Origin of the sequence: Planktothrix sp. PCC 11201 (assembly GCF_900009135.1) — a bacterium.
Lineage (GTDB): Bacteria > Cyanobacteriota > Cyanobacteriia > Cyanobacteriales > Microcoleaceae > Planktothrix.
Map to the genome: position 1 here is coordinate 193,594 of NZ_LT797705.1, position 19,713 is coordinate 213,306.

Sequence of the window (19,713 nt, forward strand, 5' to 3'; positions counted from 1 at the left end):
TATCCCCCTTCTAGCTACCCATGTGGTTTATTTTCTAATTTTACTTCTAGGAGACGGCGTAAATAGAAGGTTCGTGTCACCAGGTGCAGCCTGTGGCTATAATACTTGATATATAAGGATTCCAGCCTCTGAATAACTTTTCTCTCTTAGCTTCCTTTTTGTCCCTAATCTATAAGTTTTTCAAATATACCTTTTTTTAAACATTTGACAAATAGCCTGAACTATACATGGTTGATTAATTTCTCATAGTGCAACAATCTTGGCTCATACACTCGCTTGAGAAATACTCAGGCTTTCAAACGATGGGAAGAAGATGAATGGTCAAGCCAAATTGGGATACAGAAGAACTAATTGAAAACTGGACACTTCTGCCAACAGAATTAGAATTAGTCAGAAACAAAGTCGGCGGGAATCAGATTGGGTTTGCTTTGTTCTTAAAACATTTCCAGATTTTTACCTGCTTTCCTGACGAAAAATCGTCTATTCCCCAAATTATTATCTCTTACATAGCAAATCAACTCAAAATTCCTGAAAGCTTATACTCAGATTATGATTGGCAAGGACGAACCGCAAAAGTTTATCGTGTTGAAATTCGTCGTTTATTTAATTTTAGAGTAGCTACCGTCCAAGATTCAGTAGAAATGAGCGACTGGCTCATTAAAGAAGTATTACCTCATGACCAAAAGTTGGAATCACTCGTTGAAAGTGTCTATCAAAGATGGAGAGAATTACAAATCGAACCGCCCACATCAGGAAGAATTGAGCGCTTGATTCGTAGTGCTATCAGTCAGTATGAAAGTGACTTCTGCTATCAAACATTTTCTAAACTATCAGAGGAAAATCTGGCTGAAATTGATATTCTCTTAACCACAGAACATTCGGAGAATACAGAAGACAAACAGGATTCTCTGAAGCTAAGAACTTCCGAGTTTGCCTTTCTCAAAACAGATCCAGGGCCAGTGGGCTTAGAAAGTTTCTTAACTGAAATCGAAAAGCTCAAACGGATTCGCAGTATTGGTTTATCCCTTGACTTATTTGAAAGAATATCACCCAAACTAATTAAAACCTACCGTTATCGGGCAGCTACAGAAACTCCTTACCTTTTACGACAACATCCCCCAGCAATTCGCTATACTCTCATGGCAGCATTTTGTGTTCAACGCGCTCAAGAAATTACTGATAATCTCATCGAATTACTAATATCAATTATTCAACGAATTGGGACAAGAGCCGAAAGGCGAATCAACAAAGAATTAGTCTCAGATTTTAAAGAAGTAACCGGAAAAACTAATATTTTATTTCGCATTGCTGAAGTAGCTGTAGCTGAACCTGCGGGAGTTATTGAAAAAGTTATATATCCTGTAGTTTCTCAAAAAACTCTTAGAGATTTAGTAGCTGAATATAAAGCAACTGGTACAGCTTATCGTCAAAGAGTACATACCGTAATGCGTTCTTCTTTTGCGAGTCACTATCGACGGCTAATTCCTCAACTATTAGAAGTCTTAGAATTTTGTTCTAATAATGACATTCATCGCCCTGTAATTCAAGCATTAGAGCTACTCAAAAAATATGCTCAAAGTAAATCCCGATATTATGACAATGGAGAAACTATACCAATTGATGGAGTCCTCAAAAGTGGTTGGAAAGAAATTCTCTTAGAAAAAGATTCTGATGGCAAAGATAGAATTAATCGAATTAACTACGAAATTAGCGTTTTACAAGCTTTGAGAGAAAGACTCAGTTGTAAAGAAATTTGGGTAGTAGGAGCATTTCGTTATGGTAATCCAGATCATGATTTACCTACGGATTTTGAACAACACCGTCAAGTCTACTATCAGGCTTTAAGCCTTCCATTAAATGTAGAAACCTTTATCTCAAACTTACAAGAACAAATGGTACAGGGGCTAGAAAAATTAGATAAAGGAATGCCCAATAACCCAGATGTTACTATTATCGGGAAGAAAGGTCAAAGTTTTATTAGACTTAGCCCTATAGACCCTGCACCTGAACCCATTAATCTGAAACAACTCAAGGGAGAAATTAACAAAATTTGGGAGCATACCAGTCTTTTAGACATTCTCAAGGAAACGGATTTAAGAGTAGATTTTACCCATAACTTCACAAGTATGGGTACGAGAGAGATTATAGACCGAGAAACACTACAAAAGCGATTATTACTGTGTCTTTATGGCATGGGAACTAATACAGGATTAAAGAGAATTAATACAGGTATTAATGGCGAAAACTATCAAGATTTACTTTATGTACGGCGTCGGTATATTCACAAAGACCAGTTACGCAGTGCAATTGGTGATGTTATTAATGCTATCTTCTCTATTCGCTTACCTCAGATTTGGGGAGAAGGAACTACTACCTGTGCCAGTGATAGCAAACATTTTGGCGCATGGGATCAGAATCTTCTAACCCAGTATCATCTTCGTTATGGGGGTCGAGGAGTCATGATTTATTGGCACGTCGAGAAGAAATCTACCTGTATTTATTCCCAACTCAAAACTTGTTCTAGTAGTGAGGTGGCGGCGATGATTGAAGGGGTTTTACGCCACTGTACTAATATGAATGTGCAGAAAAATTATGTTGATAGTCATGGTCAAAGTGAAGTGGCGTTTGCCTTTACTCACTTATTGGGATTTCAGTTAATGCCCAGATTGAAACGAATTAAAGTACAAAAGTTATATCGTCCTCACGTTGGACAAAGTGATGCTTACCCTAATCTACAACCGATTCTAACTCGTCCTATTAACTGGGATTTGATTCGTCAACAGTATGACCAAATGGTGAAGTTTACTACTGCTTTAAAGTTGGGAACGGCTGAAACAGAGTCAATTCTCAAACGTTTTAGTAAAAATCCCTTTAAGCATCCTACTTATCTGGCATTATTGGAATTGGGTCGAGTGATAAAAACGATTTTCTTGTGTCAGTACCTTGACTCAGCAGAGGTACGGCGAGAAGTTAATGAAGGATTAAATGTAGTGGAAAGATGGAATGGGGTTAATGATTTTATCTTCTACGGCAAGGGTGGAGAATTTGCTTCTAATCGCTTGGAAAGTCAGGAGTTATCGGTTTTATCTTTGCATCTTTTGCAGATATGTTTGGTCTATGTGAATACTTTGATGATTCAGAGTGTACTGGAGCAGGAGCATTGGCAGCATAAGTTAACTGAAGTCGATAAAAGAGCAATTACTCCTTTGATTTTCAGTCATGTAAATCCTTATGGTACATTTAAGATTGATCTCAACGAGAGAATTGCTGGTTTGACACAACAACTGGTTGCTTAATCTCTCCAGAACTTTTCAAATCTTTGCGGTGACATTTGAGTATAACGAACTGTGTGGTGTATATTCTTATGTCCTAAATAGTCTTGAATTGCTCTGGTATCATGACCTTGGGCAGCTAAATAGTAGCCACAAGCATGACGTAGTTGATGAGGATGAACCGGAAAAGCGATTTGAGCAATTTCTCCAGATCTCGCTATGATATTACGGATTGAACGGGTTGATAAAGGTGCTTTGCGTTCGGATACGAAAACGTAACTCGAATCGGGGTAATCTCTTTGAATTTGACGCAAAGCTCTTAATTCGGGAGAACGCAGAGGATGTATGCTGTCATGACCATTTTTGACACGATGTATCTCTATATAACCTCCTCCTAAATCTATTTGCGACCATTTCAAAGCCACTAATTCGGCAGTTCTTAATCCGTGACGAAACATCAATAAAATGATGGCTCCATCTCTAACACCATGACGACCTACTTTTTGAGCGGCACTAATCATGGCGTTGACTTCTGATGGCCGCAGATATTCTCTTTCCCTCTGAGATGATTTTTTTGATGGGGGAGTATTTCGAGAAAATATCTTTGCCGAAAATGGATGTTGGATAGTGATAGATAGCATGGGTCAAGTCCTCATGCTGGGGTTTATATTTTCATTGTACTTTGCCTAGAAGGAGACAAACTAGGCAAAGTTATCATTTGTATTTCTTATCAATTTCGCCCCCAAAATGGGTCATTTTTACAAAACTTTACAAGGCTGCACCTGGTGACACGAACCTTCTATTTACGCCGAGACTGACAGAAGAGGGATATCAACTGGTTCCTGATGAGAAAGTGTTGGAAAATCAGTATTAAAAGATTTGTACTTTCCCCTAGAACACAGAGCAATCTTCGTTAAATAAAATATGTAAGCCCATCTAAGAATCCCAACTTGCGCCATAGGCATGAATTTTTTTGTCTAAACACGCACTGACAACAGATTTAGTAATCGCCCGATTAGAGACACAAAATACAGCTTGAGCGCGAAACTCTTTGGCAGCTTGAATCGTTAAGTCACTTACATTGGGTCTGCCCAATACTCCTGTATCATATATTTTTAGATGAGGATGTTTTGAAATTAATGACCAAATTTTTTTACCATAAGTTGTTTGATGATTGTTTCCAATCCATAGAATGTAGACTTTATCTGTTTTTTCAAGATAAAGTAAAACAGGTGCAATTCCGGCTCCAGTTGCCACAACGACGACTCGTGAATAAGCATTAATTGAAAACATGAAACCCGGTGGCTTAACTCTCCGCACCCAAAGATATTTAGGAAATGAGCCAGCCTGAACTTTTTCAATTAAATTTCGAGTCCAATCACCAGCAGAGCCAATAATTAGCTGAATTTGGGATTGACCCGTTTGGGGGTTAAAACTTGTTCCTGCTACTGAAAATGAATGCCATTCAATAAAGTCTGTACTAATGCGTGCAAATGTGCCAAGATTAGCTTCACCTGGAATTGTTAAGATAGCTACCTTGGGAGAAGAACAACAGATTATAAAATTATCAAAGCGCTGTACAGTCACCCAAGGTAATATGATACTTCCTGTTATTAACCAAAGCATCAAAAAAATGGGATCAGTAAAAAAGTCACTAACAGAAATTCGTTGGTTATTAGAGATAAACCAAGACAGCACCAGATAAAAATTTAGAATAGCAAGGCAACTCCATCCTACATAACGGTGAATTTTCTCAAAGCTATTGTGAAAATATTCTCGAAACAATGGTATTGCTGTTAAAATCATCACTAGCATTAAGATTATTAACACAGAAGCCGTTGTTAAAAGTATCCCTTTATTAGAACTCTTAAACTGCTGATCATAGTCAAGACAAAGCCAAATAAAACTCCAAGTTGCGGCTGAAGCATGAACCCCACCAATATAATGAACGCTCGTATTTATATAATATTTCGTTTTCTCAAAAACTTTAGATGACTCAACGGCAAAATTATAGAGGAAATGTAAAATGACTTCATTTCTAACTAAAACAGCAAGGCAAAGATTACCCATTGTTAGGGTTGCATTCAGAATTTTATTATGGACACTACACAAAACTAAAATGTTAACGCTCGAAATAACAATCCACCAAAAGTGGTGCATATTAAAGCTCTTATTAGCAAAAAATCGAACTTGAGCCTTAAATTTTTGAGGAATGTACAAAGAAGCTCTAATCATAACTTACTCAGGTAAAGGTAAACGGTGTTAAGGAATGACAATTAACCTTTATTCCCAAAAAGTGAGGTGAGAAACTTTAGGTAACTAAATTCAATTGCTTTACAGCCTAAGCAATTTAAAAGAGCTATTCAAACTCAAAACTTTGATAGGTGGCAATCATTTTTATGCAAACTGGTTCAATCGTAAGAGTAGAATTCTAAAATATTCCTGTTCTGAAGTTGAGTTTTAAACTGTCTTTTAGTTTTGGAAACAACCTATACTTTTGGCTGGGTACGAGGCTGTATTGTCGATGATTAATAACAAATATAAGTTCAATTCGCTTAACAAAAATCCGGCTTAATTTCGGACTCTTATGTTATCTCTATTGTAAATTTCCATCGAATAAAAATTTGCCTTTCAGATTTTGAAAGTTAGATCTGAGATTGAGTAAATTTTTGAGTTAATTATCTAAAGGCATTGAGCCGAGATTCGTGTAAAAAAGTGCAAGATAAATCGCGAAAGCCTTATATAGCCTTGGCTTGGGGTTTATAACAACAGCCACAAAAAGGGCAGAAGCGAAACTTCATTGAAGATATGGGTTCGGAGCAACTCGGACACCGACTAACCAGTTGAGTGCCGCACAAGCAGCAGAATTGAGCGCGAGAATTAGTCCACAGGGGATCAGGTGTAGTCCCAGGAGTCCAACACAAGGGACAAAACTTCAAGGACGTTGTAGCAACAACTGGTATTCCCTTACTGAGAGCATAAGGATGGGGTGATTACGGAAAATGACCCTAGCGAACAAGAAAAGCGAGTGAAGTATCTCGACTTGGTAGCCAGTGCGGTGATTCTCCAGAATGCGGTGGATATTTATTTGGTTGTGTAGCAGTTGAGTGCTGAAGGTGTCCACGTTAGCCGTGAACTATCAGCAACTCTGAGTCCCTACTTGACCCGACATATCAAGTGCTACGGGGATTATGTGGTGGATTGGAAGAATATTCCTCAACCCTGTGAACAGGCTATTCCTCTACCACTTTCTTTACTCGAAACCTAGACCGGATAAGGCTTTAGAGGTTTATCTTGCACTTTTTTACACAAATCTCGGCTCAGTGCCTAACGGGATTGGAAAGGAGAGGTTCCTTTAACTTTGTTAAATACCTCATAAATAACGGTATTTCTGCAAATAGTATTGGGTTAGGTTATGTCCTAAAAACCGGAAAAAACTTTACAGAAGCTTGGAACTTTAGAAACGATTTGTTTGGAACAGAACTTTTGTTGCCAGCTAAGAAACTTAACCGGGCTGAATAGCAATTCTGTGAGTTCAAGCGCTTTACCTGCCCTATTAACGAATTAATTTGCTCACGAACTGCATAAATCCACCAACCCCTTACCCATTACATAGAAGGGACAGACTCAGGAACCAATTTTTCTTCAATTTAAAAGGACGAGCGGATGCAGACCAAAGAAAATAAACTGTTCACTCAAGAAGTACTTGAGCGCTTATCTTCACCGGAGCGACTCGACCAAATGATGCAGGTGGTTAACCCCAGAGCTTGGTTGCCTCTGGGTGCTATTGGTTTTTTGTTGATTGTTGCGGGGACTTGGAGCGTAGTTGGGCGGATTCCTCTGAATGTTACAGGTCAAGGGGTATTGATTCGACCCCGCCATATTGTGCAGTTTCAAGCACCCAGCGCAGGTCAACTTTTACATCTTAAAGTTGAGCCGGGAGATGTGATTAAAAAAGGGCAGGAAATTGCCACGATTGACCAATCCAATCTCAAGCAAGAATTAGAGCAAGAAAAAGCTAAATTAGCACAACTTCAATGGCAAAATCAAAATAGCGATCGCCTACGAAAACAACAAATCGAACTCGAATTAAAAACCCTTGAGCAGCAGCAGGTAGACCTGAAAGCAAGTCTCCGCAGAGAATCCGTTATGCCAACCCTTCATCAGCAAACTCTCGTCGCACTGGAGCAAAAACGCCACAGTTTTGAAGAAAGCTTAGAACGAGAAAAAATTGCACCCTTGCTACACCAACAAACCCTCGCTGCACTGGAGCAAAAACGTCAAAATTTAGTCCAGCGAAAAGAAAAAATTAGTTCGATGTTAGAAGCACTTCTACAACGCTATGAAAACCGTCGTCATCTGTTTGAAGTCGATAAAGCAATTAGTGAAGATGTGTTATTACAAGCAAGGCGAGAACTGTTGGATGCTGAAACCCAAGTGTCCGATATTGAAACACAATTGAAGGAAATCGACGTTCAAAAAACGAATACTGAACGGGAATTATTACAAAATCTTAATCAGGTGAATGAAATCAAAAATAGTATTCAACAGGTTCAAGTTGAAAAAATGAATGCTGAACGAGAATATCTGCAAAGCTTGAATAATATTGACAAAATCAAAACAAAAATTAAAGAGATTGAGACTCGAAAAGCTAAACTTGCTCAAGAAAATTTAGATAATGAGATTGATAAAACCAATCAAATTGATGAGGTTAAACGGAAAGTTGCCCAGCTAGAACTGCAATTAGCAAAAGATAGCAAAGTGATGAGTCAATATGAAGGTCGAGTATTAGAACTGAGTTCAGTTTCCGGTCAATTTGTTAATGTAGGAAATCCGTTAGGGTCATTGGAAGCCGAAAACCCAAATAAAAAAATGGTTGCTGTTGTTTATTTTTCAGATAAAGATGGTAAACAAATTCAGCCTGGGATGACCGTACAAGTCACCCCCAGTGTTGTTAAGCGCGAGCGCTACGGTGGAATGATTGGGAAAGTTACGCAAGTTTCACCTTTCCCCGTCACTAAACAAGAAATGTCTGTATTAATTGGTAACGAAAATTTGGCAAATAATCTTGCTGAACGTGTTGCTAATCATGCTGCTCTTGTACAGGTTTTTGTTGAATTAGAAGCCGATCAAAGTAATGTTAGTGGTTATAAATGGTCGTCTTCAAAAGGGCCATCTTTAAAAATTTCTGCCGGAACAACCGCCCAAGTTCGAGTCAAAATTGGACAAGCTGCACCCATTTCTTATATGATCCCAATGTTTAGATCCTGGACAGGAATTTATCAGTAATCAGTCAACAACCAACTATCAAAAATTATTATCAATGACTATTGCTTTTATTTCTAAATTATTGCAAAAACATCAACTTCGTCCAGTTCGCACTCCCATTCTTTTGCAAATGGAAGCGGTGGAATGTGGTGCAGCGGCTTTAGGAATTATTCTGAGTTATTATGGGTGTATTGTCCCTTTAATTGAACTGCGACGCGAGTGTGGGATTTCACGGGATGGCAGTAAAGCTTCTAATATTTTAAAAGCAGCGCGATTATATGGATTAAATGCTAAAGGCTTCAAAAAAAATGTTGAATTTCTAAAAGATGTTCCTCCTCCCTATATAATATTTTGGAATTTTAATCATTTTTTGGTTGTAGAAGGATTTGGAAAAAATCGCGTTTTTCTTAATGATCCTGCTTCAGGAAGAAGAACCGTTTCCCTAGAAGAATTTAGACAAGCTTACACAGGTGTCGTTTTAAGACTTGAGCCTGGATCTGAATTTAAAAAAATTGGCAAAAAACAAAGCATATTCACGGCTTTAAGCTCTCGGTTAAAATCTTCTATTGGGGCTGTTTTATATAGTTTATTAGCTGGATTATTCCTGACAATCCCCCGTTTAGCGATTCCTGCATTTAGCCAAATTTTTGTGGATGAAATCCTGGTTGAAAATCGCATTGATTGGTTACGCCCTTTGATTTTCGGAATGTTATTAACTGCCATTACACAAGGTTTACTTGCTCAATTTCAACTCTTTTATCTGCAACGAATTTTACTGAAACTTTCGGTTTTTATGTCAGGACAGTTTCTATGGCATATTCTCTGCTTACCTGTAGACTTTTATGCCCAAAGGTTTGCCGGAGAAATTAGTAACCGGACTCAATTAAACGATAAAGTTGCAGATGTTTTATCTGGAAAACTTGCAACAACCGTAATTGATAGTTTTATGATGATATTCTATATTATTATTATGTTTTTTTATGATAGATTATTGACCAGTATAGCGATTGTTTTTGCAGCATTGAACTTCTTCGCTTTGCAGTTTTTATCCCGTAGTCGCGTTGATATTAATACTAGACTGACACAAGAAACGGGAAAAGTCGTTGGTGTTGCAGTCGGTGGAATTCAAGCCATTGAAACTGTTAAAGCGAGTGGTTTAGAATTCGATTTATTTTCTAAATTTGCTGGATACTATGCAAAAATGCTTAATGCTCAACAAGCCTTAGTATTACCCACCCAAATTCTATCGATATTACCTACATTTTTAACGGCTTTAGCCACAACCTGTATTTTAATCGTAGGGGGTTTACGAGTCATGAATGGAAGCTTAAGTATTGGGATGTTAGTTGCTTATCAAAATCTAACCCAGCAATTTTTAATGCCTGTTAATAATCTAGTTAACTTTGGTAGTACCCTACAGGAGTTAGAAGCGGATTTAAACCGACTAGATGATGTGTTGCAAAATCCGGTTGATTCAGAAGTTGAAAGGGAAAACAATTCTCAATTTTTTAGACTTAATCAAGATTCATTTCAACTTGAAGGATATGTAGAATTTCGTAATGTTAGCTTTGGTTATAATCACTTAGATTTGCCTTTAATTGAAAATTTGAATTTCAGTTTAAAACCCGGTCAAAAAGTCGCCTTAGTGGGTGCGAGTGGTTCTGGAAAATCAACCCTTGCGAAGCTAGTAACAGGACTTTATACCCATTGGGAAGGACAAATTTTATTGGATGGTGTTTTGCGATCGCATTATCCCCGTTCTATTCTTGCTAATTCCCTCGCAATGATAGAGCAAGATATCTTTTTGTTTGCGGGAACTGTGCGGGAAAATCTAACATTATGGGATGCAACGGTACCGGAAATTGATTTAATCCAATCTTGTATAGATGCAGCCATTCACGACCTGATCTTAAGTCTTCCAGGGGGATATGATGCTGTTTTAAAAGAAGGGGGAATAAACCTCAGTGGCGGACAGCGACAACGTTTAGAAATCGCCAGAGCGTTAGTCAGAAATCCGGCTATTTTAGTGTTAGATGAAGCCACCAGTGCCTTAGATGCAGAAACAGAATTAATTATTGATCATAACCTCCGACGACGGGGTTGTTCTTGTATTATTATCGCTCATCGCTTAAGTACAATTCGGGATTGTGATGAAATTATTGTCCTCGAAGCCGGGAAGGTTGTGCAACAGGGAACTCATCAACAATTATGTCAGCAAGATGGCACTTATGCTCGTTTAATTCGCACAATGGAAGGATGAGAAAAAGCAATGGTTAATTTGAATAAAATTCAAGGGAATCAACCCCTATTATTGGATAATCCGCAAACAATATGGCTCGTTAAATCCGGTTCTTTAGCGGTGTTTACAACTCTTTTTGAAGGAAATGAACCTTTGGGAAGTCGTCGATATTTGTTTAGCGTTCATGCTGGGGAAGCCTTATTCGGTGCAACTCCAAAAGAGAGACGGGGACTTCTGGCGATTTCAGTGGAAGAAACCGAAGTAACTTCTCTCAATATTAATGATTTTATCACCCGAATTCAAGCAGGCGATCACTCTAATTTTACTCTTTTATCTAATTGGATAAAGCATTGGCAAGAGTTAGGAATTCAGGATTTTTTTCTAGATTGCCAGAATTTCAAAATTTCCTTATCAAAAATGACTCAATTTCATGATATTTTATTAGATTATTTAATCTTAGCAGAAATTCAGAAAAAACAAGAAAAATTTCAACGATTTCAGGAACGCGAACATCTAAATCGACAAGTCAGAGAAGCGGCTTTAGAAGCGTTAACAGGAGTATTAGAGCCGCACAAAACTGAATGTTTTGCAGAAGGAACACCCTTGCTCATTGCTTCTGGTGCAGTGGGTCGAGCGATGGGAATTACTATCCATCCTCCTGCTCAATCTGAAATCCTAAATCGGGTTCAAGATCCGTTAGATGCAATCGCAAATTCTTCTCAATTTCGGACACGTCGAGTTGTACTGACCGGAGATTGGTGGAAACAGGAATATGGGCCTTTATTAGCATATACTTCCTCCGATAAAACGCCAGTTGCATTATTACCGAATCCTGGAAATTATTATATTTTATTTGATCCAATTAAACGAACTAAAAAACGAGTTACAAAAGCCGTTGCACAAACCCTTTCACCAGAATTTTTTGTATTTTATCGACCGTTACCCCCGATTATTCATCATGGGGTTGAATTATTTCAATTTGGCATCAAAGGTTATGAAAAAAATCTAATTACAATTATTATGTTAGGAATTTTTGCCACCCTATTAGGGATGGTAACACCTCAAGCAACAGCGATTTTAGTTAATTCTGCCATTCCTGATAGCGATCGCCTTTTATTAGGACAAATTGGATTGATTTTAGTAGCCGCGACAATTGGCAGATCGGCTTTTAGTCTTGCCCAAGCTATTCTATCATTACGAGTCGAGAATGGGGCTGATAGCGCGTTACAACCTGCGGTTTGGGATCGGTTACTGAAGTTAAAACCCGCCTTTTTTCGCAACTATTCATCAGGGGATCTATTAACACGATTAATGGCAGTGAGTCAAATTCGTCAGTTAATCAGTGGTGCAACCCAACGTACCCTTTTAAATGCAGTATTTTCCCTGTTAAATTTAGGATTAATGTGGTTTTATAGTTGGCAAATGGCTTTACTAGGAATCGGTTTAACCCTAATCAATGTGATAATTACAGGAGTATCCAGCGCACTTTTAATTCGTCAAGAGCGACGACAAGAAACTGCCGATGGAGCAATTAACGGACTGACCGTAGAACTGATTAATGGAGTCTCAAAACTACGAGTTGCCGCAGCAGAAGAACGTGCGTTTGCAGTTTGGGCAAAAAAATATAGTCAGCGTATTCAATTCACTGCCAATATTAAACGCATTAATGATCGAATTTCCGTTTTTAATGAAATCTTCCCTTTACTCAGTTCAATGTTAATTTTTGGGTTTGCAATTCTATTAATAGGCAATAGTCGTTTAAATCTGGGTATATTTTTAGCATTTAATGCTGCATTTGGGATTTTTATTTCAGGTGTCACTGACTTAAGTAATACTCTAACTGATGTGTTAGGGATTGTGCCGTTATGGGAACGTGCTAAACCGATTTTACAAGGGAAATCGGAAATTGATTTAACAAAATTAGATCCCGGTCAATTAACGGGTAAAATTGTTTTAGATCAGGTTAGTTTTCGTTATCGAGAAGATCAGCCTTTAATTCTCAACGATGTTAGTATTCAGGTGGAACCAGGGGAATTTATTGCCATTGTTGGCCCATCAGGAAGTGGGAAATCAACATTATTTCGTCTATTATTAGGCTTTGAAACTTCTGAAAGGGGTATGATTTATTATAATAATCAAGATTTAGCGAAATTAAATGTTCAAGCGGTTCGACGACAGTTAGGAGTGGTCTTACAAAACGGTCGAATTAGCTCTGGTTCAATCTTTGATAATATTACCTGTGGGGCATTAGTTACCTTAGATGAAGCTTGGGAATCTGCACGAATGGCAGGGTTAGCAGCTGATATTGAACAAATGCCGATGGGAATGCACACGGTTATTAGCGAGGGTGGAACGAATCTTTCGGGAGGACAAAAACAGCGTTTATTAATTGCTCGTGCGCTGGTTTTGAAACCTAAAATTGTGTTATTGGATGAAGCAACAAGTGCATTAGATCATCACACGCAAGCGATTGTTTCTGAAAGTTTAAATCAGTTGAATGCGACTAGAATTGTAATTGCTCACCGTCTGAGTACCATTCGTAAAGCGGATCGGATTTATGTGATTGAAGCGGGTCGATTAGTAGAGGTAGGTACGTTTGAAGAATTGATGAATCAAAACGGACTATTTGCTCGATTAGTAGCGCGACAGTTAGAATAGAAATTATAATATGAAACCCTTAAATTTAAGGTGTGCTATCTATTCCTACCTTTTTAAGCAGGTGGGAGACAAAGAAACAGTTAGAAATGCTCTTTGTCTTCCCGATTTATAGAACACTCTAGTGGCTAGAAGTGCTTAGTATTCCTATCGCCATCTTTGGCTCCAAGAACCGTTGTAGTCGTAATAGAATAAACCTCCTGAAACGGCTTCTAATTCTTCATCTTTTAATTCACCATTATCTCCGTTAGAACTATGGGCGTTGAGGCAGCCTTCCACTTTTTGCGAAATAAAATTGTAGCCCTTTTCTTGGCTTAAATCAACTCCCATATTGACGATTTCTTCTCGGCTCTTGACCGATTGAAAGTGCTGTTTCAAAGCCGGATCAGGCATAAATTCTTGATAAAACTGATTGAGAGTTGCACTAGACATTGTATTTTCTCCTCATGAATTTTTGTGGGATCACGTGATCAGAATCTGGGATTCCTAAAAAGCCTATTTCTGAAGTTCATATTTCCCTAAATCCTGCGGTTCCCAAGGGGATAAAACGACAGAATTTAGGGAAATGCTTAACGATAGCTTAATTAAGCGGGATCAGTTTAATTGGCGTGCTGGTTAGGTCAATTCCCCGAAACTTGAGGTAAGTTTGCAAATTAAACAGACCACCTGCGATCTCATCTAGTTCAGAATCGTTTAATTCTTGATCTATTGCGTTGTCCGCCTCATTAATCGTTAATTGTGAGATCGGTGTTGATCCAGGTTGAACAAGTGAATTATTCGTTTTCATGATTGATTTCCTTGAATAGACAAGTGTTTTTTCTAGAAAGGTTGTGACCCTTCTGTTGATCTAATGGGTAGAACTCAATACCGTTTATGCAGGAGTTGGATGAATTGACGCTAAAATTTTCTCAAACGCTACAAAAAACTTTTGTTCATAAAATTATTCTTTTTCAGCTAAAATAATCCTTAAAGCTGATCCTAACCAAGCAATTTCATGAAATTGCTTGGTAGTGATAAATATGTAGTGATGTTATAATTGAGATGCGATCGCATCTCAATTATAACAGTGAATAAAATTCCACATAGCTCCGATATTATTTTCGAGTTTTTTAGAAAAAGACAGAGTTTTTATGACCAAAAGATTTTTTAGTTGACATCAACTAGCGATCGCGTCGTCTATCAAGCGATCTCCTCTCCACCCGCTCCATTCTTCGGGAATAGACACAAAAATAAAAGATAATTATAATCATTAATATTGGCTATCACTACATATTTATCACTACCTAATTTCCAATGAGTCATGATGATCAATCAGCCTGAAACACAAGCACAGCAAGGCTCCAATATTACAACCTATTTAGGATTGCTATAGATATTTTATTGTTGACGAGTTGAAGTGCATCTTGACTTAAGTTTAACTCAGATTCTAATTTAGAATTAAAAGCCTTGATTAAAGTCTCCTTTTTTCTTAAGATTTTCTGCTCATTAATCCTGACTGATGGATTGTTATTGGTTTTTCGTGTAGTCAGTAGTAATTGATCTGTCAGACTGATTTCATGAATAACTTTTTGTAGAATCGAATTGACGAACTGTTGACAATGCACCTGTAAACACTCATCTAAAGCTTCTTTGATGATTTCTAAACCGTGTTCATCCTGAATCGGATAAGTCGGATTAACGTGATTCCAGTGATTTACAAACTCTTTTAAAATATTTTTAGTAGCTCTGGCTAAATGCCGAGCTACTTGATACTGCTTTTGTAATTCGGGATACTGGCTCTTAATGACTGTCGCAATTTCGCTTTGAGTTAAATCTAAACCATGCCAAAGGATTAGCATAATTTTTCCGGGAGCGGGAAGAGTCGTAAACAACTTAGAAATTATTAACTGCACCTGTCGTCTTTCTTCCTGCTGAATCGCAATATCTAAAGGTGCTGGAGTTGGATCAGAGATATGCTCGTACTCTTCCAAGGGAATAAACTGCTTTGTGCGGTAATTCCGAACAACTTTTATACACAGATTCAGCATCTCTTGAATCGTCTCCTCGTTCGTTGCTTCTCCTAATAAATTTAGCTGATTTAATCGTTGATTATACAACTCGGAGATTTGACAGAATTTTTCTAAATTAGGAACCTCTACGTTAAGATTTTTAAAACTTATTTGAGGTAACACGATTTCATTAAAACATTGCCAAGCTAGACGATATAAATCAATTTTAGATGGATGAATTCCGTGATCTAATAAAGCTTCAGTCAATTCCTTGTTGCTCAAATGCCTTAACAAACCATAATCGCTAAACTTTTCTCTTTTTGCTTCTAAATCCTGTTGATAAATTTGATCTCGAATCAGGCGAAATAAGACGGTTTTAGCATAACCTTCAATGTTAGATCGAGGGTGGTCAAGGTTAAAGCTTTTGAGGAGCTTGACGGGCTGATGGGCAAAAGAAGAAGCGATCTGAAAATATTCTTCTAGGGGGTATTTATAGCGGAGAAACTTATATTTACGATAACTCTTTTGGGCGGCCCATAGACACGCTTCTTGTAAGTAAGCTGATAAATGTCTGGCTGTTATTGCAGGAGAGATTTCTAAAGTTGTGGAACAGGTGACGGGGATAGAGTTACCGTGAGCGCAGAGTTTCTCTTTAGAAAAATTATTAAATTCTTGACATCCATCTTGAGATAGATTCTTAAGGATTTTCAGAAAAGATCTCGCCCAAAATTCCGCTTTAGCCTCTGGATCTGACTGCATGAGGCGTTTCATCTGACGTTCTAATTGTGCGTCGGCTTGCCATAAGGATTGGCGATCGCGTAGCGTGCCGGAGTGCATATCGCCAAAGCTGAGAAAAGTTGAGAATTTTTGCACGATATTTTCTCGTTTATTCATAAAATTCCCTTATTTTAGCTAATATAGCCTTGAAAGTTGCTCCATCCCAAGTTCTTTAATGAAATCATCTCTTGTTCGCTTTTTGTTTTTCCAGAGTCGTATCCCTCGGTCATTAATCAATATTGCTCGATCATTGTCCGTTTCAACTTTTATAAGAAACTTATTGTATTCGCTCAACTCTTCTTTTCGTAACTAGATAAGAGTTCAGTTGTGTACCTAGCCAAAAGTTCAGGTTTGATGCCCACCCTTCGGTCAGCTTAAAACTCAACTATCAATGAGTCCTTTCTGGCTGACTTACCGATAAAATAATAAGTCACAAGATCGGCTCAAGGATAATAGCTCACTTTGGTGATATGACTCGTATTGCGAATATTACCAAATAAGCTGTTTCAGTCGAGCAGCCATCTTAGCTCGTCTTAACTAGCCTAAAAAATGTAATGCCAAAAAATATGCAATCCAAACCTATCAATAATATGCCAGATGAACCTTACCTTGACTTGCTCGATAAAGTCGATTTTAACCCCATCTTTATTATGGGAGATCATCGCTCTGGAACGACAGCACTCTATCAAATTTTAGTAGCGACTGAGTGCTTTAATTACCTCAATGCTTATCAAATTATCAAATATGATGAATTATTGGATGGTTATATTAATGGGACTCAGGAGCAAACTCGTCAAGAGTTAGAACAATTATTTAATTCTTTGCAAATCAGTGATCGCCTTCTTGATGAAGTCAAGGCGACTCCCGATTTACCTGAAGAGTATGGATTTATTCTCAAAAATTCTGGCTATGAGTCTTACTTAAGCCCAGAAAACCTTAAGTTATTTACACAACTCTGTAAAAAAATTAAGTTTATTTCCTCTTTGGAAAAACCGCTATTACTCAAAAATCCTTGGTGTTTTCCTAATTTTATATATATTAAAAGTGTTATTCCTAAAGCCAAATTTGTTTTTATTCACCGACATCCTCTCTATGTGATGAATTCTAAGTTAAAAGCTGTACGCTTGATGCTTTCCGTTAAAAGTTCCTATATACAGTTAATTAATAAAGAGTATAAGCAGATATTTGATCAGCCCATTCGTCGTTTTATTTTTCAAGTTTTGTATTCTGGTTTGTTCAATTTAGGGCTACGTCGAGTGACTCAACAATCTCTTCTATCAACAAGTTATTTTTTAGAACATATTAAATTATTACCTATAGATGATTACATTTCTATTCGGTATGAGGATTTATGTCAAACTCCAGAGCTAACTATACTGAAGATTTTGAATTTTCTTAAAATAGAAGCAAAAGCAACTTTAGATTACAGGAAATTGATTACTCCCCGTTCCTTAAAACTATTGCCAGAAGTGCAAAGGAGCCGTGCTCAAATATGTTCTAAGCTCCAAGCCTATCTCACCTATTGCAGTTATCAAGTTTAATAGAAAATATTGTTGTTAGCGTTATTCCTATAATCCCTGCTTCCTCCTATCCCAAAATATTGTATACAAGACGTTACTCAAAGGCTTAACTCATGACACACTTCGGTATTATCTGTTTCACATCCGACGGGCATCTTTACCCTATGACCACTTTAGGTTATGAACTCCTTCGTCGAGGTCATCGAGTGACAGTCTTTGGTTTCCTTGATGCTCAAGTTAAAACTTTAGCAAGTGGCTTAGAATTTCATCCATTAGCTAAAGATGAAATTCCTCTAGGCTCAATCGCAGAAGGTTTAGCCCAATTAGGCAAAATGAGCGGACTGGCGGCTTTTCGATATACGATTAACGCAATTGCTCAGGGTGCTGACATGATTCTAAAAGAGGCTCCAACTGCGATCAAAAATTCAGGTGTAGAGGCTTTGCTAGTAGACCAAGCTTCACCCGAAGGAGGAACTGTTGCAGAATTTTTGGACATTCCTTTTATCACCTTGTGCAATGCGTTGGTACTAAATAGAGATATTTATGTCCCTCCCTTTTGTACGTTCTGGCCATATAATCCAACTTGGAAGGGACGTTTACGCAATCAACTCGGTTATCGGTTGCTCACTGTGGTTGGTAAACCGATTCGAGAAGTCATGGCTAAATATCGCCAAAAGTGGAATTTGCCTTTGTATTCTCACCCCAATGATGCTTACTCTAAACTGGCTCAACTTAGTCAACAACCTGCGGAATTCGAGTTTCCCAGAACAAATTTACCTCCCTATTTTCATTTCACTGGCCCTTTTCATAATCCTGCTAGTCGTAAACCTGTCCCTTTTCCCTTTGAACTGTTGAATGGGAAACCCTTAATTTATGCCTCAATGGGAACTAAGTAGGTGGGCGAGAAAATCAACAAGTATGTAACGAAAAGTTAACTTTGTTGTTGCTCCGAGTGAAATTTCATCCGTTGTGTGCTGTAGTTTCCTCTTTCTGCTCTAGCTTGAATACCATTAATTACCGCATAAGCCAGGTCTAATTCATCCTCAAATGTTTGTCCTGATAGTTCATCTTTTTTGAGATGTTGCCACTCTAATTCAATCGGATTCATTTCGGAACAATATTTAGGTAAACAGAAAATATACAAACCCATACTTTCCCATTTTGGCCAGAGTTTTTTCACCTCATGGCATTGATGTATCGGGCTATTATCTTGGACAATAACTCTCATCCGTCCGGCTTTTTCAGCCTCTGTTGCTTCTTGTTCCATCATTTGGATATAACACTTGCGATTCACACCTCCAATCACCAAGCCATAAACAAAACTGATTTGCTGTTGCCAAAACCCAATAATACTTAATCTGCGACCCCGACGATGTGTTTGTTCTAAACGTTTTTGTTCCCCCCTAAAATAATAGGTGTAACCCGGTTCACTCCACAGACAAAAACCCGATTCATCTAAATACTTTAAGTCAATTTCTCCAGCCGCAGCCGATAATTCCAACATCTCTAAATCTGCCTGTTTCTGAGCACGGACTATCGGATCTTGTTTTCCTTTGTGGCTCTTTCTGGCTCGCTTCCAATTCACCCCCTTTTTTTGAGCACCCGTCTTAATCTATCGGGACTCAATTTAATCGACCGTTCTTGTTCTAATTTTTGGGCTAATTGCTGAGAGTTGTATGTCCGGGGCTCTTTTCTGAGACATTCTTCTAAAAATACTAAGTCATCTTCTTTCCACTTGGCTTTCCCCCCGCGACCGGGTTTTTCCCATAACCCTTCTAGCCCCAACTTTTCCCATTTGTGCAACACTTCTCTGACAGTCTGTGCCGTCCAATTGAAATAAGTTGCTATTTTTTCGACGTACCAACCCTGTGAATTTAAGCGAATCACTTCGGCTCGGTCTTTAACTTTCTGTGGTACATCTGCTGTTCTCAGGTTGAACAGGGTTTTGTCTTGCTCACGAGTCAGAAATACCCTTAAACGAGCACCCATATTTT

Annotated in this window: 15 protein-coding genes and 1 pseudogene; 8 read left to right on the forward strand and 8 right to left on the reverse strand. The window is 38.1% G+C overall.

Features of this window, described 5'->3' with window-relative positions:
• Positions 1-317 precede the first annotated feature (317 nt).
• Complete coding sequence (locus PL11201_RS16995; protein WP_079680087.1) at positions 318-3,296, forward strand: Tn3 family transposase; 2,979 nt, start codon at positions 318-320, stop codon at positions 3,294-3,296.
• On the opposite strand, the gene PL11201_RS17000 is transcribed toward PL11201_RS16995, so the two are convergent.
• The 3 genes from PL11201_RS17000 to PL11201_RS17010 all read right to left on the reverse strand — a co-directional run bounded on the left by PL11201_RS17000 (position 3,293) and on the right by PL11201_RS17010 (position 6,211).
• On the reverse strand, positions 3,293-3,913 hold the full coding sequence (locus PL11201_RS17000; RefSeq protein ID WP_079680088.1) for a tyrosine-type recombinase/integrase: 621 nt from the start codon (positions 3,911-3,913) through the stop codon (positions 3,293-3,295). The two genes, PL11201_RS16995 and PL11201_RS17000, sit on opposite strands and share 4 nt — an antisense overlap.
• Before the next feature lie 295 nt (positions 3,914-4,208).
• Positions 4,209-5,507, reverse strand: coding sequence for a ferredoxin reductase domain-containing protein (locus PL11201_RS17005; RefSeq protein WP_079680089.1), 1,299 nt, complete (start codon positions 5,505-5,507; stop codon positions 4,209-4,211).
• A gap of 503 nt (positions 5,508-6,010) precedes the next feature.
• Positions 6,011-6,211, reverse strand: a complete 201-nt coding sequence (locus PL11201_RS17010; RefSeq protein WP_339394366.1) for a double zinc ribbon domain-containing protein — start codon at positions 6,209-6,211, stop codon at positions 6,011-6,013.
• 50 nt (positions 6,212-6,261) lie between these two features.
• On the opposite strand from PL11201_RS17010, the gene PL11201_RS26865 reads away from it, so the two are divergent.
• The 5 genes from PL11201_RS26865 to PL11201_RS17035 all read left to right on the forward strand — a co-directional run bounded on the left by PL11201_RS26865 (position 6,262) and on the right by PL11201_RS17035 (position 13,437).
• Complete coding sequence (locus PL11201_RS26865; protein WP_200816799.1) at positions 6,262-6,372, forward strand: Tn3 family transposase; 111 nt, start codon at positions 6,262-6,264, stop codon at positions 6,370-6,372.
• A 3-nt stretch (positions 6,373-6,375) separates the two neighbouring features.
• Positions 6,376-6,540: a hypothetical protein gene (locus PL11201_RS26870; protein ID WP_200816800.1), complete on the forward strand. Its 165-nt coding sequence runs from the start codon at positions 6,376-6,378 to the stop codon at positions 6,538-6,540.
• A gap of 398 nt (positions 6,541-6,938) precedes the next feature.
• Positions 6,939-8,561 carry an NHLP bacteriocin system secretion protein gene (locus tag PL11201_RS17025; RefSeq protein WP_079680092.1) on the forward strand — a complete coding sequence of 541 codons (1,623 nt, stop codon included), beginning with the start codon at positions 6,939-6,941 and terminating at the stop codon, positions 8,559-8,561.
• 34 nt (positions 8,562-8,595) lie between these two features.
• Positions 8,596-10,800: an NHLP family bacteriocin export ABC transporter peptidase/permease/ATPase subunit gene (locus tag PL11201_RS17030; RefSeq protein ID WP_079680093.1), complete on the forward strand. Its 2,205-nt coding sequence runs from the start codon at positions 8,596-8,598 to the stop codon at positions 10,798-10,800.
• 9 nt (positions 10,801-10,809) lie between these two features.
• A complete protein-coding gene (locus PL11201_RS17035; RefSeq protein WP_200816801.1) occupies positions 10,810-13,437 on the forward strand; it encodes an NHLP bacteriocin export ABC transporter permease/ATPase subunit in 2,628 nt (875 codons plus the stop codon).
• A 144-nt stretch (positions 13,438-13,581) separates the two neighbouring features.
• Here the strand turns inward: PL11201_RS17035 and PL11201_RS17040 are convergent, their stop codons facing one another.
• From PL11201_RS17040 to PL11201_RS17050, 4 genes and pseudogenes are all read right to left on the reverse strand, one after another.
• A complete protein-coding gene (locus PL11201_RS17040) occupies positions 13,582-13,866 on the reverse strand; it encodes a Nif11-like leader peptide family RiPP precursor (RefSeq protein ID WP_079680094.1) in 285 nt (94 codons plus the stop codon).
• Positions 13,867-14,014: 148 nt separating this feature from the next.
• On the reverse strand, positions 14,015-14,221 hold the full coding sequence (locus PL11201_RS17045; RefSeq protein WP_079680095.1) for a hypothetical protein: 207 nt from the start codon (positions 14,219-14,221) through the stop codon (positions 14,015-14,017).
• A gap of 267 nt (positions 14,222-14,488) precedes the next feature.
• A pseudogene (locus tag PL11201_RS26150) lies at positions 14,489-14,572 on the reverse strand (IS1 family transposase); the annotation flags it as partial.
• Positions 14,573-14,780: 208 nt separating this feature from the next.
• On the reverse strand, positions 14,781-16,316 hold the full coding sequence (locus tag PL11201_RS17050) for a sigma-70 RNA polymerase sigma factor region 4 domain-containing protein (protein ID WP_079680096.1): 1,536 nt from the start codon (positions 16,314-16,316) through the stop codon (positions 14,781-14,783).
• Positions 16,317-16,765: 449 nt separating this feature from the next.
• On the opposite strand from PL11201_RS17050, the gene PL11201_RS17055 reads away from it, so the two are divergent.
• The gene (locus PL11201_RS17055; protein ID WP_234996747.1) at positions 16,766-17,740 is read left to right on the forward strand and encodes a sulfotransferase; all 975 of its coding nucleotides are present in this window, start codon (positions 16,766-16,768) and stop codon (positions 17,738-17,740) included.
• 143 nt (positions 17,741-17,883) lie between these two features.
• Positions 17,884-18,615 (forward strand): glycosyltransferase family protein, encoded by a 732-nt coding sequence (locus tag PL11201_RS17060; protein ID WP_200816802.1) that lies wholly within the window; start codon positions 17,884-17,886, stop codon positions 18,613-18,615.
• A gap of 35 nt (positions 18,616-18,650) precedes the next feature.
• Here the strand turns inward: PL11201_RS17060 and PL11201_RS17065 are convergent.
• Positions 18,651-19,708 (reverse strand): IS630 family transposase gene (locus tag PL11201_RS17065; RefSeq protein WP_144017658.1). Its coding sequence is split into 2 segments (ribosomal slippage): positions 18,651-19,313 and positions 19,316-19,708, totalling 1,056 coding nucleotides; the frame shifts between segments, so codons are not numbered across the junction.
• Positions 19,709-19,713: the final 5 nt, after the last annotated feature.